Annotated in this window: 26 protein-coding genes and 1 pseudogene; 15 read left to right on the top strand and 12 right to left on the bottom strand. The window is 68.1% G+C overall.

Annotated elements, in window-relative coordinates; translation table 11 throughout:
- Positions 1-2: 2 nt before the first annotated feature.
- Positions 3-1,121 (bottom strand): Rv3169 family protein, encoded by a 1,119-nt coding sequence (locus BST17_RS08730; protein ID WP_083057181.1) that lies wholly within the window; start codon positions 1,119-1,121, stop codon positions 3-5.
- Positions 1,122-1,176: 55 nt separating this feature from the next.
- Between BST17_RS08730 and BST17_RS08725 the strand changes: the two genes are divergently transcribed.
- Positions 1,177-1,782: a TetR-like C-terminal domain-containing protein gene (locus BST17_RS08725; RefSeq protein ID WP_083057515.1), complete on the top strand. Its 606-nt coding sequence runs from the start codon at positions 1,177-1,179 to the stop codon at positions 1,780-1,782.
- Here BST17_RS08725 and BST17_RS08720 read toward each other — a convergent pair.
- Entirely contained in the window at positions 1,779-2,468 is a 690-nt protein-coding gene (locus tag BST17_RS08720; protein WP_083057179.1) for a GAF and ANTAR domain-containing protein, read from the bottom strand. The genes BST17_RS08725 and BST17_RS08720 overlap by 4 nt on opposite strands.
- A gap of 326 nt (positions 2,469-2,794) precedes the next feature.
- Between BST17_RS08720 and BST17_RS08715 the strand changes: the two genes are divergently transcribed.
- On the top strand, positions 2,795-3,886 hold the full coding sequence (locus tag BST17_RS08715; protein WP_133053520.1) for a GGDEF domain-containing protein: 1,092 nt from the start codon (positions 2,795-2,797) through the stop codon (positions 3,884-3,886).
- A gap of 1 nt (position 3,887) precedes the next feature.
- On the opposite strand, the gene BST17_RS08710 is transcribed toward BST17_RS08715, so the two are convergent.
- Complete coding sequence (locus tag BST17_RS08710; RefSeq protein ID WP_083057173.1) at positions 3,888-5,108, bottom strand: sensor domain-containing phosphodiesterase; 1,221 nt, start codon at positions 5,106-5,108, stop codon at positions 3,888-3,890.
- Positions 5,109-5,139: 31 nt separating this feature from the next.
- Positions 5,140-5,268, bottom strand: coding sequence for a hypothetical protein (locus BST17_RS29850; protein WP_264002181.1), 129 nt, complete (start codon positions 5,266-5,268; stop codon positions 5,140-5,142).
- A gap of 143 nt (positions 5,269-5,411) precedes the next feature.
- On the opposite strand from BST17_RS29850, the gene BST17_RS08705 reads away from it, so the two are divergent.
- From BST17_RS08705 to BST17_RS08695, 3 genes are read left to right on the top strand one after another with little or no spacing between them, the layout of a single operon-like run.
- Positions 5,412-6,440, top strand: a complete 1,029-nt coding sequence (locus BST17_RS08705; RefSeq protein WP_083057171.1) for a YihY/virulence factor BrkB family protein — start codon at positions 5,412-5,414, stop codon at positions 6,438-6,440.
- Complete coding sequence (locus BST17_RS08700) at positions 6,437-6,640, top strand: hypothetical protein (protein WP_083057169.1); 204 nt, start codon at positions 6,437-6,439, stop codon at positions 6,638-6,640. The genes BST17_RS08705 and BST17_RS08700 overlap by 4 nt, the downstream gene beginning before the upstream one ends.
- Positions 6,637-7,716 carry an NAD-dependent epimerase/dehydratase family protein gene (locus tag BST17_RS08695; RefSeq protein WP_207573602.1) on the top strand — a complete coding sequence of 360 codons (1,080 nt, stop codon included), beginning with the start codon at positions 6,637-6,639 and terminating at the stop codon, positions 7,714-7,716. The genes BST17_RS08700 and BST17_RS08695 overlap by 4 nt, the downstream gene beginning before the upstream one ends.
- 1 nt (position 7,717) lies before the next feature.
- On the opposite strand, the gene BST17_RS08690 is transcribed toward BST17_RS08695, so the two are convergent.
- Positions 7,718-9,046 (bottom strand): APC family permease, encoded by a 1,329-nt coding sequence (locus tag BST17_RS08690; RefSeq protein ID WP_083057165.1) that lies wholly within the window; start codon positions 9,044-9,046, stop codon positions 7,718-7,720.
- 241 nt (positions 9,047-9,287) lie between these two features.
- On the opposite strand from BST17_RS08690, the gene BST17_RS08685 reads away from it, so the two are divergent.
- Positions 9,288-9,845, top strand: a complete 558-nt coding sequence (locus BST17_RS08685) for a CsbD family protein (protein ID WP_083057163.1) — start codon at positions 9,288-9,290, stop codon at positions 9,843-9,845.
- 24 nt (positions 9,846-9,869) lie between these two features.
- On the top strand, positions 9,870-10,547 hold the full coding sequence (locus BST17_RS29845; protein WP_083057161.1) for an IF2 family translation initiation factor: 678 nt from the start codon (positions 9,870-9,872) through the stop codon (positions 10,545-10,547).
- Between the two features lie 3 nt (positions 10,548-10,550).
- Here the strand turns inward: BST17_RS29845 and BST17_RS29245 are convergent, their stop codons facing one another.
- Positions 10,551-10,712: a hypothetical protein gene (locus BST17_RS29245; RefSeq protein ID WP_165762243.1), complete on the bottom strand. Its 162-nt coding sequence runs from the start codon at positions 10,710-10,712 to the stop codon at positions 10,551-10,553.
- 66 nt (positions 10,713-10,778) lie between these two features.
- Here BST17_RS29245 and BST17_RS08675 point away from each other — a divergent pair, with 66 nt between their 5' ends.
- Together BST17_RS08675 and BST17_RS08670 are read left to right on the top strand one after the other, a co-directional pair.
- Positions 10,779-11,489: an SDR family oxidoreductase gene (locus BST17_RS08675; RefSeq protein ID WP_083057513.1), complete on the top strand. Its 711-nt coding sequence runs from the start codon at positions 10,779-10,781 to the stop codon at positions 11,487-11,489.
- 31 nt (positions 11,490-11,520) lie between these two features.
- Positions 11,521-12,321, top strand: coding sequence for a hydroxypyruvate isomerase family protein (locus BST17_RS08670; RefSeq protein ID WP_234807610.1), 801 nt, complete (start codon positions 11,521-11,523; stop codon positions 12,319-12,321).
- Here BST17_RS08670 and BST17_RS28665 read toward each other — a convergent pair.
- Both BST17_RS28665 and BST17_RS08665 read right to left on the bottom strand, forming a co-directional pair.
- On the bottom strand, positions 12,294-12,443 hold the full coding sequence (locus tag BST17_RS28665) for a hypothetical protein (protein ID WP_109750068.1): 150 nt from the start codon (positions 12,441-12,443) through the stop codon (positions 12,294-12,296). The genes BST17_RS08670 and BST17_RS28665 overlap by 28 nt on opposite strands.
- Positions 12,444-12,583: 140 nt before the next feature.
- Complete coding sequence (locus tag BST17_RS08665; protein ID WP_083057158.1) at positions 12,584-13,177, bottom strand: TetR/AcrR family transcriptional regulator; 594 nt, start codon at positions 13,175-13,177, stop codon at positions 12,584-12,586.
- Between the two features lie 84 nt (positions 13,178-13,261).
- Between BST17_RS08665 and BST17_RS08660 the strand changes: the two genes are divergently transcribed.
- Complete coding sequence (locus BST17_RS08660) at positions 13,262-14,044, top strand: SDR family NAD(P)-dependent oxidoreductase (protein ID WP_083057511.1); 783 nt, start codon at positions 13,262-13,264, stop codon at positions 14,042-14,044.
- A 32-nt stretch (positions 14,045-14,076) separates the two neighbouring features.
- The gene (locus BST17_RS08655; RefSeq protein WP_083057157.1) at positions 14,077-14,961 is read left to right on the top strand and encodes an SDR family NAD(P)-dependent oxidoreductase; all 885 of its coding nucleotides are present in this window, start codon (positions 14,077-14,079) and stop codon (positions 14,959-14,961) included.
- Here the strand turns inward: BST17_RS08655 and BST17_RS08650 are convergent.
- Positions 14,947-16,131, bottom strand: a complete 1,185-nt coding sequence (locus tag BST17_RS08650; RefSeq protein WP_083057155.1) for a metallophosphoesterase — start codon at positions 16,129-16,131, stop codon at positions 14,947-14,949. The two genes, BST17_RS08655 and BST17_RS08650, sit on opposite strands and share 15 nt — an antisense overlap.
- A gap of 227 nt (positions 16,132-16,358) precedes the next feature.
- Here BST17_RS08650 and BST17_RS08645 point away from each other — a divergent pair, with 227 nt between their 5' ends.
- On the top strand, positions 16,359-16,700 hold the full coding sequence (locus tag BST17_RS08645; RefSeq protein ID WP_165762242.1) for an STAS domain-containing protein: 342 nt from the start codon (positions 16,359-16,361) through the stop codon (positions 16,698-16,700).
- Positions 16,701-16,706: 6 nt separating this feature from the next.
- On the opposite strand, the gene BST17_RS08640 is transcribed toward BST17_RS08645, so the two are convergent.
- A complete protein-coding gene (locus BST17_RS08640; RefSeq protein WP_083057509.1) occupies positions 16,707-17,567 on the bottom strand; it encodes an SDR family oxidoreductase in 861 nt (286 codons plus the stop codon).
- Positions 17,568-17,838: 271 nt separating this feature from the next.
- Between BST17_RS08640 and BST17_RS08635 the strand changes: the two genes are divergently transcribed.
- The 3 genes from BST17_RS08635 to BST17_RS08625 all read left to right on the top strand — a co-directional run bounded on the left by BST17_RS08635 (position 17,839) and on the right by BST17_RS08625 (position 19,767).
- Positions 17,839-18,279, top strand: a complete 441-nt coding sequence (locus BST17_RS08635) for an Hsp20/alpha crystallin family protein (protein ID WP_083057152.1) — start codon at positions 17,839-17,841, stop codon at positions 18,277-18,279.
- Positions 18,280-18,406: 127 nt separating this feature from the next.
- Positions 18,407-19,054, top strand: a complete 648-nt coding sequence (locus tag BST17_RS08630) for a PAS and ANTAR domain-containing protein (RefSeq protein WP_083057151.1) — start codon at positions 18,407-18,409, stop codon at positions 19,052-19,054.
- 74 nt (positions 19,055-19,128) lie between these two features.
- Positions 19,129-19,767, top strand: a complete 639-nt coding sequence (locus tag BST17_RS08625) for a hypothetical protein (RefSeq protein ID WP_133053519.1) — start codon at positions 19,129-19,131, stop codon at positions 19,765-19,767.
- Positions 19,768-19,870: 103 nt separating this feature from the next.
- Here BST17_RS08625 and mbp1 read toward each other — a convergent pair whose 3' ends face one another.
- Positions 19,871-20,113, bottom strand: a complete 243-nt coding sequence (gene mbp1, locus BST17_RS08620; RefSeq protein WP_083057148.1) for a microaggregate-binding protein 1 — start codon at positions 20,111-20,113, stop codon at positions 19,871-19,873.
- 169 nt (positions 20,114-20,282) lie between these two features.
- Positions 20,283-20,745, bottom strand: a pseudogene (locus BST17_RS08615) (HNH endonuclease signature motif containing protein); the annotation flags it as partial.

The following is a 20,745-nucleotide window of genomic DNA, read 5'->3' as shown; positions in this document are numbered from 1 at the left end:
TTCTATCGACCGGCCACGTCGGTCCAGTCGGTGAAACCCGACGGGTGATGGGGTCCGATGACGGCGTGCTCGAACAGTCCCGAGCCACGGCGGGTGGTCCCGTCTTCCTCGGTGCAGACCGCGCTGCCGACGTGATCGATGAGGCTGAACGGGGCCCGGGCCAGCACCGCGGGGTCGGTCAGGTCGAAGCTGACCCGCTCGGCGAACGCGCCGCCCTTCCAGGTGCCGTGCGCCCAGGTCGCATCACCGCCGTAGCCGGAGCCGAAGGCGATGGGCGCGAACAGCTTCGATTCGATGTCGAGCCGGATCCGGTCACCGGCGCGGTTCATGAACTCGACATGCGCCCCGTAGGGGATCCGGGTGCCGGGGGTGTAGTGGATGGTGGCGCGCACCCCATCGAGCTGTTCGACCCGGCCGTCGCGCCACCGGCGGGTGCAGTCATACAGGCTGCGGTGGCCGTCCGGATCCTCCTGGATGATCAGGAACAGCTGGTAGTCGTCGAAGGCCAGCGGCAGGTACAGCCACCACATGCCTGTGAAGGCGGCGTCGGGGCGACCGGCCGGTTCGGTCTCGCCGACCGGACGGATACCCCAGGACCGGTCGCGGGCCCCGACGCTGGTGTCCGGCTCGACCGTCAGCCGTTCACCGTCCACCTCGATCCAACCCTGCCAGCTGCCGACCTGCGCGAATCGGCACGCCTGCAACGTCACTCGCCGCTCGGTGAGCATCTGGTGCGGTTGTTCCAGCGCGGCGGGGAACAACCCGCGCCAGGTGAGGTCGGCAGCGATGCCCTCGGTCGGCGCCAGCGTGAGGCGCAGTTCCTGCAGCGGGTCGACCACGTCGAGCCGGTAGCCGTTGACGTGCTGGTTCAGCCGGTCGTCGTCGATCGCGTCGCTGAGATGGACGGCGGTCTGGGTGTCGCCCCGGCGGACCAGGAAGTAGGCGTCCTTCACTCCGAGCCGGGGGTAGTAGCCGATGCCGGTGAGCGCCATGAAGGCGCCGGCGCGGTCCAGGACGTTGAAATAGGACCGGTCATAGAAGTTGCGGTCCGATGAGGCGGGCGATGCGATGGGCACCGGCTCCTGATGGATCGGGTACTCATCGAGCGAACTGAGGTGCATCGAACGGCGGCCTTTCAAATACGATACGACCTGTATTGGAATTATGCTGGGCATCATGACACCAGACGACCGTGCCGATGGCAAGGGAGTCCTCGCGCAGGCGGGCCGGCCACGCGATGGCAGGATCGACGCCGCGATCATCGGGGCGACCCGCGAGTTGCTGCTGCAGAAGGGCTATCCCGCACTGTCGCTGTCGGCCATCGCCGCGCGCGCCGGAACGACCACCACGGCGATCTACCGGCGGTGGTCGGGCAAGGTCCACCTCGTCCACGAGGCGGTCCTGTCGGATGTGGCGATCCCAGCGCCCGACGGCGCGGGCGACATCCGGCGCGACATCCAGGCGATGGTGGAGACGGTCCGCGCCGTCTTCGACCGGCCCGAGGTCCGGGTGGCGCTACCGGGGTTGATCGCCGACACGGTGGCCGACCCCGAACTGCACGCATCGATGATCGGCCGACTCACCGGCAATCTGACCGCTTTCGAGACCCGGTTCGGCCAGGAACGCCGGGGCGACGACGATCTGCCGTTGCTCGCCGAGGTGGTGGCCGGCAGCGCGATCTTCCGCATCCTGATGCGCCGCGATGCCGCCCTCGACGACGTCTGGGTGGCGGCGGTGACCGATCTGATCACCGAGAGCTGGCCACCCCGCTCGGAAACTTAGGACGGCTCCAGGCTGGTGGCGATCACCTGGCCGGCGACGTCGGCCAGTTTTGTGTTGCTGTCCTGAGACAGCTTGCGCAGCAATGCAAATGCCTGTACGTCGTCGATTTTGAAGCGTTCCATGATGATGCCCTTGGCCTGACCGATCCGGTCCCGGCTGGCCACCGCCGACTCCAGCTCTTCGGTCTGCCTGCTCGCCAGGATGGCGGCCGCCGCGTGCGCGGCCAGCACGATGCCGGTGGTCTCGGCCTTGGCGCTCCACACATTGGGGTGGGTGCTGAACAGGTTGAGCGCCCCCGCGGTCCGGTTGGCGGTGTAGAGCTTGAACGACAGGCCGCTCATCACGCCAAGTTCGAGCGCCGCCGGGGAATACTTCGGCCAGCGTGGCTCGTCGCGGAAGTCGTCGGTGCGCACGACCACGTCGTCGAGGGCCGCCTGCACGCACGGCCCCTCCTCGAACGTCATCTGCAGATCGTCGAGTGTGTGCACCAGATCGCTGGTCGTGGCCACCGACTGATACCGGTGGTCCTTGCCGATCAGCAGGATGCCGGCGGTATCGGCCTCGGGGATCAGCTCGATCGCCGCCGACGTGACATCGCGCAGGACGTCATCGACGCTCTGCAGCGCGACCGTGCGAGCCAGGTCCGCCATGCGGTGGGCCAGATCGCCTGTCTGGGAGGACGTCATCCCGCCACCTTAAGGGTTGTACGTCTGCGGAACAGCACATGTCCCGATAACGAAAAGCCGGGCGGTCCGGTTCATTGCCGCAGTTTGGACGCGCCCGGCAGCGGGTAGAGCCGGGCTCAGTGTCGCTGGCAGCAGGCTGCGGTGTCCCGGCATCAGGTGAGCTTGGCAAGGTCGGCAGCCGCGTTAAGCAGTCAGCGGGACCAAAGCTTCACCGCCTGAGCGATCGGCGGCACACAGACCGTTCATTCGGGCGACCCGGTCTGCAGGGCGTGGTCCAATGGCGGCGGACTCTGTGGTGACAGCAGAGCCGTCTGGGGGAGACATCCGTGCGCCGTTCGACCGTGGCCGCCACGCTTGCCAAGTGGTGGCGCCAGCCGGACCGCTACGACTGGCTGATCCAACTGGTCGAGGACAGCGGGTACGGGCGGCTCACCCGGATCGGTGTCGGCTTCGCCTGCCTGACGATCGGGGCGTGGCCCATCCTGATGGCGTTGAGCCCCGAGGGCGTCACCACGCTCTCGATCCGGCTGGTCACCATCGCGTGCGGCGGTATCGCCCTGGCGTTCGGGTGCTGGTGGTTCACCGCCTGGCCGACCTATGGGCAGTCGAAGTTCATCGTCATCACGCTCAACGCCAGCATCGCGATCAACTGCGTGCTGTACATCATCGAGGACCGACCCTTCACTGGCACCGTCGCCTTCGCCCTCACCGCGAGCTATGTGGCGTGTGTCCACACGCTGCCGCACCTCACCGTGGTGATCGGGCTGGCCACCGTGCCCATCGTCATGCGGATGGTCACCGAGGCAACGCACGGCGACCCATTCGAGGGCGTGGCCGACGGCGCCCTGCGGCTCGCGGCGGTGATCGTGGTCCCGATGACATTGCGCATTCTGGTGCAGTTGCTCAGCGACGCCGCCGTGGAGTCCGATGTCGATCCGCTGACCGGGCTGGCCAACCGCCGGGGGCTGGTCCGAGCGGTCGGCCAACTCATCGGCTCCGCGGCACCGGCCGCGCGAATGCAGCTGTGCATGACGATGGTCGACATCGACGACTTCAAGGCCATCAACGACACGCACGGGCATGCCTTCGGTGACGATGTTCTGGTCGCGCTGGCGCAGATGATGCGCGATGCGGCGTCGGCGCAGGCGGTGCTCGCACGCATCGGGGGCGAGGAGTTCGCGATCGTCGACGTCGGCGAGACCGCCATCGCCGTGCACGTCGCCGAGCGTTTGCGCAGCCACTTCCCGACCGCGCCCGCCCCGTTCACCGCCAGCATCGGCATCGCCTGCACCACCGTGGTCGAACACGCACCGGTGGACACCATCGAGCTGACCGAACATCTGCTGGACGCCGCTGATCGGGCGATGTATGCCGCCAAGCGGGCCGGCGGGGACCGCATCGAGGTGGACGGGTCCTGACTCAGGCGCGCGGGATGCGCGCCATCAGGTTGCGGGCGGCGTCGGCGACCAGCTGTCGGTCGTGGGCGATGACGAAATCGAACTCGCGGTCCGCATCGGCGCGCTGCCGGCCCGCTCGCTCGCGCGCGATCAACGCCACCGCGGTATGACCACCGATCGCCACCACCAGCCATTCCGCAGCCAGTGGGTCATCGGCTGCCAGTGGTTGCAGCACGAGCTCGTCACCGGTCCGGGGCAGATCGTGGCCGAACACCGTCACCAGCGGGTTCGTGATGGCGAGGGCACGGTAGACATCGGCGGTCCGGCCGGTGAAGAACCGGCCGTGCTGCACACTTGTGAGCACGATCTGGTGGTCCGCGGCATTGTGAACCTGCTGCTCGATCGCCCGGGAGAACGCGAGCAGGGTCTCCTTGCGCGCCGTTCGGATGTTCCCCGTCGCCGGAATTCCGTCGAACGGTGTGCCGTTGCGGTAGGACGTGTCCGGCGGCGTGCTCGGCAATGTCCAGCCGCCGGCGCCGCCGGGCTCCGGCGTCGTCGACGGCCGCCCGAACAGATACCCCTGGCCCAGGTCGGCGCCCAGTGCCTTGGCCTGCTCCAGATGGGCCGCCGTTTCGATGCCCTCGGCGAGGATGACCGTCGCCGAGCGCTCGCGGTGCGCCATGACCGCAGTCAGGATTCGGGCCTGCTCGACGGTCGGGCTGGCCTGGACGAGCGTCAGGTCCAGCTTGACGAGGTCGGGGCGGATGATGTCGAGCGCGGCGCACGAGTCACGGAAGGCACCGACATCGTCGAGTGCGATGACGAAACCGTCGGCCCGCAGCGCGTCCACCTTGTGCAGCAACGAAGCCGGACTGGCGAACAGGTCGCGCTCGGTCAGTTCGACCACGATCTGGTAATTCTCGGCCGCTCTGGCCAGCGCGGGATTGCGGCGCCGGTTGATCGGTGCGGTGGCGGCCTCGTTGTTGAGCGCGAGGATCGATCCGGCGGCGATCGGCGCGGCCTCGGCCGCCGCGATGGCGCTGTCGACGCATCGGGATTCCAGTTCGTCCACGCGCCCGACTTGCGTCGCGTATGCGAAGACCTCGGCGGTGCCCACGTCCAGCGCAGGCCAGCGGGACAACGCCTCGTAGCCGATGACGGCGTGATCGGACAGCGAAACCAGGGGCTGCAGATAGGTCTGCAGCCCCGTGCCGGCTATCGCCCGATCAAGATCAGCGGTCACCGGGCAACCCTAGGGCAACCGCTGCCGTCCATTAATAGTTGTCGGCGTCCGGTAGGCCCTCGGGAGGCGGGGTGGCGTACGCCGGGTTGGCCGGCGGCACTGGCCCGTTCCCCTGGTCGTCCGGCGTGTCGTTGCTGTCGCCGTTGTCCGGTGCAGTCATCTGCTGTCCTCCTCCGTATCAGCGGTTCGCGGCTACCCGGGTTGCACGACCGGGAAACGTTTGCCCGTGCGGGCGTGAGGATGGGCCGCCGAACGGGTATCCCACGCCGGCGGCGCAGGGTCGCGTACGGGGCGGAGGTCGCGATGCTGGGATGGCTTGATCGGGTGCAGCAGCGCAGCCGTGCGGCGGGCTTCTTCATCGCGGTGATCTACAAGTACATCGACGACCAGGCGAATTACCTGGCCGCGCTGATCACTTACTACACCTTCGTCTCGTTGTTCCCGGTGCTGCTGCTGCTCACCACCGCGCTCGGAGTGGTGCTGCGCGACCGGCCGGAGTGGCGTGAGCAGATCCTGGACTCGGCCCTCAGCCAGTTCCCACTGCTCGGCGAGCAGATGAGCGAGCCGAGCGCCCTCAGCGGTGGCACGACCGCCGTGGTGGTGGGCATCGTCGGTGCGCTCTACGGCGGCCTGGGCGCCGGCACCGCGCTGCAGAACGCGATGGACACCGTGTGGGCGGTCCCGCGCTATGTGCGGCCCGACCCGATCCGGGCACGGCTGCGCAGCCTGATGCTGCTGTTCGTGCTCGGCTCGGCGCTGATCGCCACCACCGTGCTGACCGCCATCGGCCGCAGCTGGGCCGACCTGGGCTTCATCGGTACCAGCGGCGTCGTCATCGCCTCGCTGGCGTTGAACACCGCGGTGGTGGTGGTGGCGTTCCGGGTGACGACGGTGCGGTCGCTGACCGTCCTGCAGGTTCTGCCCGGCGCACTGATCGCCGCCGCGCTGTGGCAGCTGCTGCAGTGGTTCGGCGCGAGCTACGTCTCGCATGTGGTGGCCTCGGCCAGCGTGACCAACAGCGTGTTCGCGATCGTGCTGGGCCTGTTGGCGTTCCTGTACCTGGTGTCCACCTCGCTGCTGATCTGCGCCCAGATCAACGCGGTGCGGGTGGATCGGCTGCATCCGCGCGCGCTGCTCACCCCGTTCACCGACAATGTCGACCTGACCGCCGCCGACCGTCGCATGTATGCCGGGCAGGCCGAGGCGCAGCAGGCCAAGGGGTTCCAGCGGGTCGACGTCAGCTTCGAGGAGCAGCCCGGTGATACGGACGTTTCCGGTCGCGACGATGAGGGTATCGCCGAGCCCAGTCCTCAGATGGGAGAACGCTTGTGAGTGTCACCGCCAAGGCAAAGTCGGCCACCCGGTTCGGCCTCAAGGTCCAGCGCCGGATCGTGATCGCCCAGGCGTTGTGGTGGCCGACCCTGATCGTGGGTGCCACCGCGCTCGGGGCCGCTGCGGCCGTCATCGTCAAGCGCCGCAGAAGCGCTGTGCCCCAACCGGATCCGGTGGCGGCCACCCCGGTGACGGCCTGACCATGCGGATCGCCATCACCGGTGCCTCCGGCAACGTCGGAACGGCACTGCTGCGGCGGCTGCAGGAAACCGCGGAGCACGACCTCGTCGGTGTGGTGCGCCGGCCGCCGCGACCCGCCGGGGTGTACGAGCGCGTGCAGTGGCACAGCCTCGACCTCGCCGAACAGGACACCGGAGTACGGCTCCGGCCGATCCTGGACGGCGCCGACGCCGTGGTGCACCTGGCCTGGGGTTTTCAGCCGACGCGCAATACCGGGTATCTGCGGCGCCAGGGCGTCGGCGGCACCACCGCGGTGCTGCAGGCGGCCGACGCGGTCTCGGTCGGCCAGCTGTTGCACATGTCGTCGGTCGGCACCTATGCGGCCGGTCGGTACGGTGAGCGGGTCGACGAAAGCTGGTCGACCGCAGGCATTCCGACCTCGCCGTACAGCCGCAACAAGGCCGCCGCCGAGGCGCTGCTCGACGATTACGAACGCGACCACGGGGACACCGGCGTGCCGATCACCCGGATGCGGCCGGGTTTCATCGTCCAACATGCCGCGGCGAGTGGGTTGATGCGGTATTCGCTGCCCGGTTTCGTGCCCATGCGGATCGTGCCGTGGCTGCCGGTGCTGCCGCTCGACCGGCAGCTGCGCATTCCGCTCATCCACAGCGACGATGTGGCCGACGCATTCATCGCAGCGATCGAGCGGCGCGCCACCGGTGCGTTCAACCTGTCCGCCGAGCCGCCGCTGACCCGGGATGCGGTCGCGGAGGTGATGCGCGCCAAGGCTGTCCACGTGCCGTCCGGGCTACTCGGCACGCTGGTGGACGTGAGCTGGCGGGCGCGGCTGCAGCCGATCGACCGCGGGTGGCTGGACATGGCGTTCAGCGTGCCGCTGCTGGACTGCTCGCGCGCCCGCGCCGAACTGGACTGGCAGCCGCGCTGGACGTCGACCGCGGCACTGGCCGACGTCCTGGGCGGCGTCGCGCAGGAAGCGCACGCCGACAGCCCGCCGCTGCGCCGCCGGTCACTGCTCGAACAGCTTCAGCGTGATCTCACCAAGGGACTGCTGACCACTCGGCCGCTGCCCTGACTCAGGTCCGGATCCGCCGGCCCGCCGCGCGGGTGGTCAGGAACAGCACCGCGCCGACCGCCAGCAGGATGGCGGCGAACAGCCACACCTTGGCCGACTGCTGGGTGAGCAGCAGCAGGCAGGACGCCACGCCGAGCACCGGCACGATGGTCCACACCCGGTAGTGCGGATGGTCGACGGTGTCGCGGCGCAACACCAGGACCGCGATGTTGGTCGAGATGAACACGAACAACAGCAGCAGCACCACCGTTTCGGCCAGCGTCGACAGATCCCCGATCAAGGTCAGCAGCATCGCGACGGCCGTGGTGGACAGGATCGCGACCCACGGTGTACGACGCTGCGGCAGAACGTAACTCAACTGTCGGGGCAGCAGTCCGTGCTCGGACATGCCGAACGCCAACCGGCTGGCCATGATCATGGTGAGCAGCGCGCCGTTGGCCACCGCGACCAGCGCGATGGCGCTGAATGCCCAGTCCGGCACATTCAGACCCGAGGCCGACACCACGTCGAGCAGTGGGCCGCTGGACCGGCTCAGTTCGTCCGCCGGTAGCACCGCGGCGCTGGCGAGCCCCACCAGGACGTACACCACACCCGCCGTGATCAGCGACGCGAACAGTGCGCGCGGATAGATCCGGCTCGGATCACGGATCTCCTCGACGACGTTGGCCGACGTCTCGAACCCGACGAAGGAGTAGTAGGCGATGATCGCTCCGCCCAGAATGGCCAGCGCCGGCGCCGAATCCGCCGGGAACTGCACCACCCGGCCCATGTCCCCGCGGCCCTCGGCGACCATCACCGCGCCGGCGATGATCACGATCAGCAGGCCGGTCAGCTCGATGACGGTCATCACCACATTGCTCTTCATCGACTCGCTGATGCCGCGGGCGTTGAGCGCGGCGACGAGCGCGAGGAAGACGATCGCGGCCGGGATGGCCGGGACATCGATGAAGGTGGCCAGATAATCGCCGGCGAACGCCAGCGACAACCCTGCTGCGCTGGTGACGCCGGCGGCCAACATGCAGAACCCGACCAGGAAGGACACCAGCGGGCGCCCGAAGGCACGTTCGGCGAAGACGGCGGCGCCGCCGGCGCGGGGATACTTGGTGACCAGCTCGGCATAGGAGCCCGCGGTCAACAGGGCCAGGATCAGGGCGGCCAGCAGCGGAGCCCACAATGCGCCGCCGACCTCACCGGCCAGCACGCCCATCAGGGCGTAGATGCCGGCGCCCAGCACGTCGCCGAGGATGAACAGGAAGAGCAGCGGCCCGGTGATCCGGCGTTTGAGCTTGCCATCGGTGTGCTGCGCCCGCCTCAACGCCTCCGAAGACATGCCTACCTCCCGGTGATCGGCACACCCACCGCGCGCCATGGTGCAGCCGTGTACCCCGTATCACCGGTTACATGCATGCTCGTCCACTGCGCGCAGCGACGGATTCGTAAGCCCAGTACGGCATGCTCCCGGGCGTGACGACGGTCACCCGCCACGTTTGGCGACCGATGAAATGAGCATCCTCCAGCCGGGTCGGAGCCGGGTCCGCACGGACCGCAATCCATACATCCAGGGGGAAAGAGTGACAGCGCAGGACAAGTCAGGGCAGGCGCGTAAAGGCCTGATCGACTCGGTCAAGGGCAAGGCTAAGGAGATCGCCGGTGCCGTGACCAACAATGACTCGCTGACCGCCGAGGGTCAGTTGGAGCAGGAGCAGGCACGCCAGCGCAAGGAGGCCAACACCGTCGAGGCGGTGGCCGACGCGCAGGCCGAGACGGCCCGTGCCGAGGAGGCCCAGGCCCGTCAGCAGGCTGCGGCGCAACGCAATTCGGTTCAGCAGAGCGCCGCCGCGGCCGAGCAGACAGTGGAGGCCCAGCGCGCCGTCCAGGCGCAGGCCGGTGCCCAGGCCGCGCGTCGGGAAGGCACGTTGGAACAGGCGCAGGCCGCCGAGGATGCCCGTCGCGAGGTTGAGCGGGCGGAGGCACAGGAGCGGGTGGACGCCCGCGCCGCCGCGGCCGACGTCGTCGACGCGCTGGACACCCACGCCGCGCAGGTGGACGACGCCGAGGACAAGCAGACCGAGGCCGAGCAGCTCCGTCGGCGTGCCGACAAGCTGACCGACCAGGCCGACCTTCCCTGAATCAGACCTCGAACAGGAGCCAAGATGAACCTCATCGAAGTGCCGCGCACCGTGCTGCGGCTGCAGTACCAGATCATCCGAATCCCGTTGCAACTGCTCGAAGATCGGGTTGTGTCCCGTCTTGAGACCGAGGCACCCGCGCGATTGCTCTACGAGCGTTCGCTGGGCGCTCTCGATGCCGCGATCGGCAATGCGCTCGGCGACCGGCGGCTGGCCCACGATGGTGTGGTGCTCGCCGAGCGCAGCGCCGCCCGGGGGCGCGCCGCGCAACTCGAGGCGGAGGCGCAGGCCGAGCAGCGTCAGGCGGATCAGCGGTTGCGCGCCGTCCACGACGAGGCGGTGCAGGAGCGCCAGGATGCCCACTCGGCCAAGCAGGAGGCCGTTTCCGGGGCGCTAAAAGAGGCCGACGAGCGGCAGCGCTCGGCCGCCGCGGACGCCAAGAAGCAGGCCGATGCCGCTCAGCGGCGCGCGGCCGAGGACGCGGCGCGCAAGAAGGAATCGGTCGAAGCGGCCAAGCGGCGCGAACTCGAAAAGATCCGGGCGGCGGAAAAGACCGTCACCGATGACGCGCAGGCCAAGCGGGATGCGGCGCGGTCCAAACGCGCCGACGCCGCCGACAAGCGGGCAACCGCGGACCGGGTGGAGAATCTCGCCGACGCCGAGCGGCAGCAGCGCCGCGACGAGCGCAGCGCCACCACCTGATCCTCAGTCCCCGGGTTCGCCCCGATGTTTCTCGACGACATCCGGGGCGCCCTCCCGGGTTGCCATGCCGCCGGTGCGTCCCTGATCTGTGGGCCCCGGCGGTTTGGTGTCGCCGTCTGTGGTGCTGTCGCCGGTGGTGTCGGAATCGTCGCGGTGCTCGCTCATGGCCGGGGGATGCCCGGCGGGCCGGTCGGTCAATCCGGTCGCCTGCGGAGCGGGGACAATCGGGGCATGCAGGTCGACTCGAAAGTCATCGTCATCACCGGGGCAGGCAGTGGTATCGGCCGGGCCACCGCGCAGGTGCTGCTCCGCGCGGGGCATCGGGTGGTACTGGCCGGACGGCGCGCCGAGCCCCTCACCGCGGCGGCACAGGGCAGCCCGGGTGCCCTCGTGGTTCCCACCGACGTCTCCGATTCCACGTCGGTCAATGCCTTGTTCGAGCAGACCGTGTCGTCGTTCGGCCGGGTGGACGTGCTGTTCAACAACGCCGGTGTCTTCGGGCCGAGCGCCTCGATCACCGAGATCGATGACGAGCAGTGGCATGCGGTGTGGCGGACCAACGTCGACGGCGCGATGTTCTGTGCGCGCGAGGCCGCCCGGATCATGACCACGCAGACGCCGCGCGGTGGACGGATCATCAACAACGGCTCGCTGGCCGCGCACCGTCCGCGGCCCAACAGCTTGGCCTACGCGGTCACCAAGCACGCCATCAGTGGCCTGACCGCATCGATGCTGCTGGACCTTCGGGAACTCGATGTCGATGTCACCCAGATCGACATCGGCAACGCCGCCACCGAGATGACGGCCGGCTTCACCGAGGCGTCCATCGATGCCGCGCACGTGGCCGAGACCATCGCGCACATCGTGGGTCTGCCGGTGAGTGTGTCGGTCCCGACCATCACGGTGATGGCACGCGGCATGAAGTATGTCGGGCGTGGTTGAGGTGGCTGCGCGTTATGTCGTGAACTGCTCGATGCTGTTCCCGGACCTCCCGCTGCTGCTGCGGCCTCGGGCCGCCCGCGATGCCGGTTTCGAAGCGGTGGAGTTCTGGTGGCCGTTCGACACCCCGCTTCCCGGGGACGCCGACGTCGAGAAGTTCGTTCGCGCCATCGACGATGCCGGGGTGAAGATGACAGCACTGAATTTCACCGGTGGCGATATGACGGCGGGGGAGCGTGGGGTGTTGTCCGACCCGGCTCGCAGCCGGCTCTTTCGCGACAGCGCTGACATCGCCTTCGGTATCGCAGATCGTCTGGGCACCAAGGCGTTCAATGCGCTCTACGGGAACCGGATGGCCGGGCTCGATACCGCCGAACAGGACGAGGTGGCCACCGAGAACCTGCGCCATGTCGGCCGGATCGCCGGCCGTGGCGGGGCGGTGATCCTGCTCGAGCCGCTGAGCGGTGTGTCGACCTATCCGTTACGTACTGCGGCGCAGGCGATCGCGGTGATGGACAGAGTGGGCGAGCCGGCGCTGCGGCTGCTCGCCGACCTCTATCACCTGAGCGTCAACGGTGATGACATCGCCGGCGCGATCGAGCATTTCGGTCACCGCATCGGACACGTGCAGATAGCCGACGACCCGGGCCGGGGTGAGCCCGGCACCGGGAGTCTGGACCTCGAGCGGTATCTGGCGCTGCTGGGTGCGCGCGGCTATTGCGGCAACGTCAGTCTGGAATACCGGCCGTCCTCGGCGGATCCCTTCGAATGGTTGCCGAGGGAGCGCCGCGCCGCCGATCCGTGGGATCAGTCGGTGGAACGGTCGAATTCGTAGCGCTGCGCCACCGCGATCAGTTCCTCGCGAACAGTCGAATGGGGCATGGCGTTGATCCGCGCATAGAGGCGGCGCCGGTTGTTGGCGCGCTTCATATCGGCACGGAACTGCGCGAAAGACATCTTCTTCACTCCTCGAAGTGCCCTGGGTCACAGGGCTTGTGTGTTAAATCCGTTGTCACAGTGGGGATCACCCGGTCAGTACAACATCTCGATGGTCCGTGTTAATTCTGTGTAACGCAAGTTTCGGCGTGTGAGTTTGGCTACAGCCCAGGAGGTTCGGCTGCTGGATCGGCCAGCGCCGGACCGAGTGTGGCCTGCAGGATCGTGCGCAACTCGTCGGTGTCGGCGGCTCTGAGCGACGGGGTGGCCAGCACCCGGCGCATCAGCAGTACCCCGGCGATCACCGACAGTGCGACCTCGGCGCGCAGCCCGGCCGCGGGGCCGGGCAACTGCCGGGTCAGTCGTGTCCCGACGTACCGGCCGATCGCGTCCCGCACGATCTCGGTGGCTCGCGGATTCGACACCGACCGCAACAGGATCAGGAAGGGTTCGGGGGTGTCGGCTGTCGGTTCGGTCCGGGTCACCAGCGCCGTGACGATGTCCGAGAGCAGGGTCTGTGGGTCCTCGGCGACGAAGACCGGGGTCGCGAACGCGGTGTCGACCGCCTCGGCGAACAACTTCTCCTTGGATCCGAAATAGCGGTTCACCAGCATGGCCGTCACCCCGGCGCTCCCGGCGATATCGCGCACACCGACACCGTCATAGCCGGCGCGGGCGAAGTGGCCGATGGCCGATCGCAGGATCGCCTCGCGGGTGGCGGCGGCGTCCCTGCGGCGGGCGGGTGGCGAGGCCATCTGCTCAGCGTAGGGAATATCGGGAGCCAAATCTACATTTGTAGACTTGTCGATAAGTCTACGGGCGTAGATATGGAGTACAAGATGGATATGGGTCTGACGGGGAAGCGCGCACTGGTCACCGGCTCGAGCGCCGGTCTGGGCCGGGCGATCGCCGAGATGCTGGCCGAGGAGGGCGCATCGGTCGTCGTGCACGGCCGGGACCCGGACCGCACCCGTGCGGTTGCCGCCGGCATCGGCGGCGACGCCGTCGCGGCCCTCGGCGACCTGAGTACCGCCGAGGGAGCGGATTCCGTCGCGCGACAGGCCGGCGAGGTGGACATCCTCGTCAACAACGCCGGTTACTACGACGGTCTGGGCTGGTCGCAGGTCACCGCCGAGCAGTGGGCGCAGATCTACCAGACCAATGTCGTCTCCGGCGTCCGGCTGATCGCGCATCTGGTGCCCGGGATGCGCCGCCGCGGTTGGGGCCGGGTCATCCAGATCGGGGGCGGGCTGGCCCTGCAGCCCGCGGCGGCGCAACCGCACTACAACGCCACGTTGGCGGCGCGGCACAACCTCACCGTGTCACTGGCCCGCGAACTGGCGGGCACCGGCGTCACCGCCAACACCGTGGCTCCCGGCGCGATCCTGACCGAACCGGTCCGGGAGATGACCGCGGCGGTGGCCGATCAGCACGGCTGGGGGCCCGGGTGGGACGACATCGAGCGGTCCGCCTCGCAGCAGTGGTTTCCCAATGACATCGGGCGCTTCGGCCGACCGTCGGAGATCGCCGCCGCGGTCACCTTCCTGGCCAGTGTCCATGCCGAGTACATCAGCGGCGCGGATCTGCGCGTCGACGGCGGCGTCGTCCGCTCGGTGTCCTGAATCATCAACCCTCACAAAGAAAGAAGCTGAACATGTCCACGCAGTCAAAGGTCTTGGTCGTCTCCGGCGCCTCCCGCGGATTGGGTCGCGACATCGTCGTGTCCGCACTGGCAGCTGGGCACCGGGTGGTGGCCGGTGCCCGCAGCACCGCGGCGCTCGACGATCTGGCATCCGCCCATCCGGAACACCTGGCCGTCGTCGAACTCGATGTCACCGACGATGATCAGGTGCGAGCGGCCATTGCTGTGGCGGTGCAGCGCTTCGGCAGGCTCGACGTCCTGGTCAACAACGCCGGTTATGCCAACATGGGCGCGATCGAGGACGTCGACTTCGGTGATTTCACCGCGCAACTGAACACCAACTTTTTCGGTGTGGTCCGGATGACCCGGGCGGCACTGCCGGTCATGCGCGCGCAGCGCAGCGGCCAGATCATCCAGATCTCCTCTGTCGGTGGACGACTCGCCCGACCGGGCCTGGCCGCATATCAGTCGGCGAAGTGGGCGGTCACCGGGTTCTCCGGCGTGCTGGCCGCGGAGGTGGCGCCGCTGGGCATCACGGTGAGCGTGCTCGAACCCGGCGGTATCCGCACCGACTGGGCGGGCTCCTCGATGCGCATCGACGAGGTGCGCCCCGAGTACGCCGAGACGGTCGGTGCCGCGACGGCGTTGAGTCGTACCGGGAACCTGGCCGCCAGTGATCCGGCGAAGGTGGCAGCACTGGTGCTCGACATCGTCGGGATGGCCGAGCCGCCGGCCCGCCTGTTGGTGGGCCCGGATGCCTACCGTTACGCCACCGCCGCCGGGCGGGACCTGCTGGCTTCCGACGAGAAGTGGGCCGAGCTAAGCGCCTCGACGGCCGCCGACGACCTCACCGAGGCGCAGCTGGACCCGCTGGGCATGTCATCACCCGGCGCGTAGCGTCAGCAGGGTGATCTCGCTGGGGGCGAACACCCGGAACGGCGGTCCCCAGAACCCGGTGCCGCGGCTGGTGTAGAGCTGGGTACGCTCGCCATGGGCGCTGAGGCCGTGGACGACCGGCTGGTCAAGGCGGACAAGGAAATTGAAGGGCCAGATCTGCCCGCCGTGGGTATGGCCGGAGATCTGTAGGTCGACGCCGGCGGCCACCGCGTGGCGGATCTGCTTGGGCTGGTGGGCCAGCAGCAGGATCGGCAACGACGGATCGGCGCCGGCCAGGGCGGTGGCGAGATCCTGGCCGTGGCCGCGGGTGCCCGAACCGGCGGCGGTGTCGTCGTCAACGCCGGCAACCACGAGCCGGTCGCCCCCGCGCTCGACGATGACATGCCGGTTGTGCAGCGAATCCCAGCCGATCGCCGCCATGTGGTCCAGCCAGCCCTGGGCTTCGCTGAAGTACTCGTGATTGCCGGTGACGTAGGTGCGTGTCGCTGCCCGCACGTCGGCCAGCGGTGCGGCCTGCGCGCGGCGCATCTGCACGGTCCCGTCGGCGATGTCCCCCACGTGACAGACGACATCGGCGTCGAGTTCGTTCACCCGATCCACCACACCCGCCGACCAGCGGGCCCGGTTGATGGGCCCGTAGTGGGTGTCGGTGATCATCGCCACCCGCAGCCCGTCCAGGCCGGGGCCCAGGCGCGGGATGCGTACCTCGACCCGGCGGATCCGGGGGATCCGCATCGCTTCGAAGTGACCCCACGCGAGTAGGGCCGCCGCGACGAGGATCACCGTGACGGCGACGATCCGGGACCGCAGCGGGTCGTCCACACCTGCCGCCAGCAGCACCACCCGCAGGACGTTGCCGAGCACCGACCAGACGAAAAGCACCCATATCGCCCCGAGCAGGGCGTCACCCAGCACCGACGGTCCGTCACGGTGCTTGCCGTGCCCGGTGAACATCAGGATGGGCAGTCCGATCAGCGCCGAGGCGAAGACCAACGTGCCGATCACGGCGACGGGGACGGGCCAGCCACCGGCGGCGACCAGCGTCCACCACGGCACCCCGAACAGCAGGGCCAGCACCGCGGACACCACGGCCTGGCGACGCACACGCGCGCCGGACCGTCGCGGTGGGTGGGTGGTTTCTTCGACCACTTCGGCCGGGTTGTCGGTCATGGCACCTCGATCTTGAAAAATATTCCTGATACCCGACGGTACCGATGCGCGCCGACCTGCCAAGTTGCTGGAGAATGAGCCGATTGGCGCGCATGGCGCGTAGGCTTGCGTCATCCGGCTTTTTGCTCGGAGGTTAAGAGTCAGCCTTTGAGTCATCGCGCCCTACCAGCTCTGGTCTGCGAGGCATCATGACTGAACCAGGCAAAATCATTGTCAACACCACACGGGTGAACACGACCGTCATCATGAACTGCTCTGGTGACCTCGACGTCACCACCGCTGCGATCCTGGAACGACAGATCGAGGACGCCCTGCGTACCGATCCCGCCGCGATCGTCGTCGATCTGACCGAACTCGACTTCCTGGCCGCCCGCGGTATGAACGTGCTGATCGCCGCCACGGGGCGGCTCGGGGACCGGGTGAAGTTCCTGGTCGTCGCCGACGGACCCAAGACCCGGCGGCCGATGACGCTGATCGGTGTCGACAACCAGGTGTCACTGCATCCGACCCGGGCCACCGCGCTGGCCGCGGTGGATCCGGCTGGGCCGGGTGCCACGCTGTCGGTCTGAGGCAGCTCAGCCGGGTAGCGTCTCGCCACCGATCGGAGCCAGCACCTCCCCGCTGTAGTAGGACGACATCCGGCCGGCGGCGAAGAACACGTACGACGGTGCGATCTCGTCCGGTTCGGCGGGCCGGCCCATCGGCGTCTGCTCACCGAATGATTCGGTCTTCTCGGCATCCATGGTGGCCGGGATCAGCGGCGTCCACACCGGGCCCGGGGCCACGCAGTTGACCCTGATCCCGCGCTCGTTGAGGGCCTGGGCCAGTGAGTAGGTGAGGGCGATGACCGCGCCTTTGGTCGCCGAGTAGTCGATCAGCGACTTGTTGCCGCGCAACCCGTTGATGGAGGCGGTGTTGATGATCGATGCGCCAGGCGTCAGATGGGCCAGCGCGGCCTTGGTCACGTGGAAGAAGCTGTCGATGTTGACCGCGAAGGTGCGCCGCCACTGTTCGTCGGACAGCTCCGCCAGATCGTCGACCGGCGATTGATAGGCCACGTTGTTGACGACGATGTCCAGACCGCCGAGGGCGGACACGGTATCCGCGACGATCTGGCGGCAGTGCGCGGCCTCGGCCAGGTCGCCGGGCAGCGCGACACCACGGCGGCCCTGTGCCTCGATGAGATTGACCGTGTGCGCGGCATCGTCATCCTCGTCGAGATAGGCGATCGCGACATCCGCGCCTTCCTTGGCGAACGCTGCCGCCACCGCCCGGCCGATACCGGAGTCGCCGCCGGTGATCAGGGCGCGTTTGCCCGCGAGTAGATCCCGCCCGACATAGTCGGCCATCTCGTCGCGTGGGGCGCGGTCCATATCGTCGGTGCGCCCGGGGTAGGGGATGACACCGTGCGGTGCGGGATCGGATTGCGAAGCCATCATGTCCTTCGGATCTAGTATGGGACGGCGGAGATACCCCGGCGTATCCGCGCCAAACCCCACCGTGTGCTGGGATCGGACGTCCCGTCCGAGAGCTGCAGTGGGACTGCATCTCTCATGTCACGAAGCGCAGGATGCCAGTAGCGGATGTTCGCAAAATGGATATTTCGGATCTGGCACTCGCCGTGCTCGAGTGCTAAATTCTGCGGTGCACAGTGATTGGCTGCCCGCCGGGTGGCGGGCTCCAGGAGCGACGAGGAGGTGGATTGCTGTGCTTCGTTTTGATCCCTTCGGTGATGCCGTGGCCCGAGACGTGCTCGCCAATCAGGTCGGTGGTCGCGTTCCCCGATTCATGCCGATGGACCTCTACAAGGTCGACGATCATTACGTGCTGACCGCAGACCTGCCGGGCGTCGACCCGGGTTCGGTCGATGTCAGCGTGGACAACGGCACCATGACGCTGACGGCGCATCGCAGCGCCCGGTCCGACGAGGCCGTGCAGTGGTTGTCCAATGAGCGGTTCTCCGGGACCTACCGCCGTCAACTGGCCCTCGGCGAGGGCATCGACTGCTCGCGTATCTCGGCCACCTATGAAAACGGGGTGCTCACGGTCAGCATCCCGCTCGCCGAACGGGCGAAACCGCGACGCATCGACGTCGCCCATGCAGGATCGGCCCGCACCATCGAGTCGTCCACCGTCGACTCGTCCTAACGCCAGACACACCGCGCGGCCGCAGTCATGGACTGCGGCCGCGCAACTGGCTCGACCGCGAAAAATGCCCGGCGCCATGACGATCGGTGTGCACCGGGCCACAACACAGAGGGGGTGAGGTCCGAGAATGTCGGACGGCAGTACTGCGCCAACGTCGCAGCGGGTGGGGTGGTACCGCTACCACTTCGGCGACGAACGTTGGGAGTGGTCGGCCGAGGTCGAGTCCATGCACGGCTACCGGCCCGGATCTGTCCGTCCGACAACCGATCTGGTGTTGCAGCATAAGCACCCTGAGGACCGGGAGATGGTGGCCGCCACCTTGCGGGCACTGCGGCGCGAGCACCGCCCGTTCAGCACCCGTCACCGCATCGTCAATGTCCACGACGATGTGCGCGAGGTGATGATGATCGGGGAGAGTCTGCGCGACAGCGCCGGCGAGGTGGTCGGCGCCCAGGGTTTCTACGTCGACGTCACGCCGGATGATCAGGCGCGTGATGTCGCCATCACCGAGGCGGTGTCCGAGATCGCGGACAACCGCGCGACCATCGATCAGGTGAAGGGCATCCTCATGCTGATCTACGGCGTCGACGCCGATGCCGCGTTCGCGGTGCTGAGGTGGCGCTCGCAGGAGACCAACGTCAAACTCCGCGCGCTCGCCGAGCAGATGATGGCCGAGTTCACGCAGGTTGCCGGGGCGGAAACTCTGCCACCGCGAACGGTTTTCGACAACATTCTGCTTACCGCGCATGAGCGGGTAGGCGTCAGCGATCCGTAAAGATCGCCCTGCGCGATGTCAGCGCTGCGTATGGATGACCCTGCCGGGAGGCGGGGCGGCGTACTCCTGGAGTCATGACATCAGTCTTGGCCGCCGCGACCGAAGATCCGCTCCCAGCCCAGCTGCCCCGAACCGTCGGGCATAGCGTTCCGGCCGCCGCGCTGCGTGACCGCCGGATCGCCGAATGGATCCGCTCGCACGGCATCTCGGTGACCGCATGCGACGACTCCGATCTGAATCTGATCCGCTTCCACGGCATCCGGCCCATCCAGGTCGTGTTGCGCTGCGGCGGCTCCTCGAAAACGCTGCGACGGGCCGTGCGTCTCGATGTCTCGCGATTCATCGCCACCACCGCGCCCCAGTTGGCGCGGCTGGCCGAGTGCGCCGACAGCACCCGCTACGTCTACCTCGACGATGCGGCGCCGCTGATGTTGGGGGACCGGCGGTTGCGCGTCGCCGGCTTGCATACCCGGGTGTGCGACGGAGACTGGACCGCTGCCGCGCGCACTCTGGTCGCGCGATCGGCGGTCCTACAGGCTTGCGGGTCAACGGTGAAGCGGATCGTGCTGAGTGGCGGGCCGACCGAGCTGTGGCTGAATGTGGATTCCGGCCCGGCCGCGGCCATCGTCGCGGCCGTCGATGAGGTGGTCCGGACCGAGGCCGCCCGATGGAATGTGCCGAGGCCTGCGATCACCATGGCGGCGTTGACCTGACCGACGTGGCCGGTGTTGTCCTGGAGCGCAATGGGCCCCGTCTCGCGACGGGGCCCATTGTTCGGTCCGAGGAGCTCATTGCAATGAGCTTCGATGCAGAAGGTCAGTCCTTGGCGTTCTCGGCCGTCTTCTGGCGCGCCTCGGCAGCGTCGGCGGCGGCGCGGGCGGCGTCGGCCTGCGCTTCCTTCTTGGCGACATTGCGTTCGGCCTCGGCCTTGTCCTGCTGGGCCCGGCCCTCTTCGCGCAGGCCGTCATTACCGCTCACGATGCCGATGACTTCCTTGGCTTTGCCCTTGACGTCTTCGACGACACCACTCACGGCATTCTCGGGTCCACTGTCCGCCATGGCGATTCCTTTCTTCAGGGCGATGTTCGCTCGGGCGATGTTCGCTGTGGCGTAAGTACCCCTTCGTTTTTCGGATCACTCCGGAATGTGACGCGCGTCACTATCGACCGGCATGACGTCCGCCACTCGGCCTCACGGCTCACCCGCTGTCAGAACGGCTTGCCCGCCGTCAGAACGGTGGCGGGTCGCTGTCGGTGTAGGTGGTGGTGGTGTCGAAGTAGCCGTGGGTTCGGGTTGTCGGTGGTCGCGGGTAGGTGGGCGGGGTCTGTCCGCGGGTGTGTTCGAGGGCGAGTTCGCGTGCGTTGCGGGCGCGTTCGGTGTTGATGCGGTATTCGCGGTCGTGTTGTCGGGTGCGCTTCCGGGTGGGGATGGTGGGGGTGCGGTCGTGCTCGTCGATGACGGTGATGTGTCGTGTACGCGGTATCGGGGTCTCGGTGATGGTGTGCGGGAACAGCACCGGGGCCAGCGGGGCGGTGGTGTAGCGGTGGCCGGTGGGTGTGGTCCAGGTGGTGGTGCCGTTGGGGTTGGCGTGTGGGGTCCAGCCGGTTGTGGCGGTTTTGAGTAGGTGGTGTTCGCGGCAGAGGGGTCGTAGGTTGCCCGGGTGGGTGGCTCCGGCGGGCCAGGGGGTGAGG

The sequence above is a fragment of the Mycolicibacterium bacteremicum genome (genome assembly GCF_002086115.1).
Classification (GTDB): Bacteria; Actinomycetota; Actinomycetes; order Mycobacteriales; family Mycobacteriaceae; genus Mycobacterium; species Mycobacterium bacteremicum.
This window is presented reverse-complemented; position numbering and strand designations above follow the sequence as displayed.

Bases quoted from the DNA above. Each gene is read 5' to 3' on its own strand.
- BST17_RS29245 (WP_165762243.1), bottom strand. From the start codon at position 10,712: ATGAGCGAGCACCGCGACGATTCCGACACCACCGGCGACAGCACCACA.
- BST17_RS08730 (WP_083057181.1), bottom strand. From the start codon at position 1,121: ATGCACCTCAGTTCGCTCGATGAGTACCCGATCCATCAGGAGCCGGTG.
- BST17_RS08720 (WP_083057179.1), bottom strand. From the start codon at position 2,468: ATGACGTCCTCCCAGACAGGCGATCTGGCCCACCGCATGGCGGACCTG.
- mbp1 (WP_083057148.1), bottom strand. From the start codon at position 20,113: ATGGCGGACAGTGGACCCGAGAATGCCGTGAGTGGTGTCGTCGAAGAC.
- BST17_RS08670 (WP_234807610.1), top strand. From the start codon at position 11,521: ATGCTGTTCCCGGACCTCCCGCTGCTGCTGCGGCCTCGGGCCGCCCGC.
- BST17_RS08655 (WP_083057157.1), top strand. From the start codon at position 14,077: ATGTCCACGCAGTCAAAGGTCTTGGTCGTCTCCGGCGCCTCCCGCGGA.
- BST17_RS08690 (WP_083057165.1), bottom strand. From the start codon at position 9,046: ATGTCTTCGGAGGCGTTGAGGCGGGCGCAGCACACCGATGGCAAGCTC.
- BST17_RS08665 (WP_083057158.1), bottom strand. From the start codon at position 13,177: ATGGCCTCGCCACCCGCCCGCCGCAGGGACGCCGCCGCCACCCGCGAG.
- BST17_RS08675 (WP_083057513.1), top strand. From the start codon at position 10,779: ATGCAGGTCGACTCGAAAGTCATCGTCATCACCGGGGCAGGCAGTGGT.
- BST17_RS29845 (WP_083057161.1), top strand. From the start codon at position 9,870: ATGAACCTCATCGAAGTGCCGCGCACCGTGCTGCGGCTGCAGTACCAG.
- BST17_RS08705 (WP_083057171.1), top strand. From the start codon at position 5,412: ATGCTGGGATGGCTTGATCGGGTGCAGCAGCGCAGCCGTGCGGCGGGC.
- BST17_RS28665 (WP_109750068.1), bottom strand. From the start codon at position 12,443: ATGTCTTTCGCGCAGTTCCGTGCCGATATGAAGCGCGCCAACAACCGG.
- BST17_RS08640 (WP_083057509.1), bottom strand. From the start codon at position 17,567: ATGGCTTCGCAATCCGATCCCGCACCGCACGGTGTCATCCCCTACCCC.
- BST17_RS08725 (WP_083057515.1), top strand. From the start codon at position 1,177: ATGACACCAGACGACCGTGCCGATGGCAAGGGAGTCCTCGCGCAGGCG.
- BST17_RS08630 (WP_083057151.1), top strand. From the start codon at position 18,407: ATGTCGGACGGCAGTACTGCGCCAACGTCGCAGCGGGTGGGGTGGTAC.
- BST17_RS29850 (WP_264002181.1), bottom strand. From the start codon at position 5,268: ATGACTGCACCGGACAACGGCGACAGCAACGACACGCCGGACGACCAG.
- BST17_RS08650 (WP_083057155.1), bottom strand. From the start codon at position 16,131: ATGACCGACAACCCGGCCGAAGTGGTCGAAGAAACCACCCACCCACCG.
- BST17_RS08625 (WP_133053519.1), top strand. From the start codon at position 19,129: ATGACATCAGTCTTGGCCGCCGCGACCGAAGATCCGCTCCCAGCCCAG.
- BST17_RS08660 (WP_083057511.1), top strand. From the start codon at position 13,262: ATGGATATGGGTCTGACGGGGAAGCGCGCACTGGTCACCGGCTCGAGC.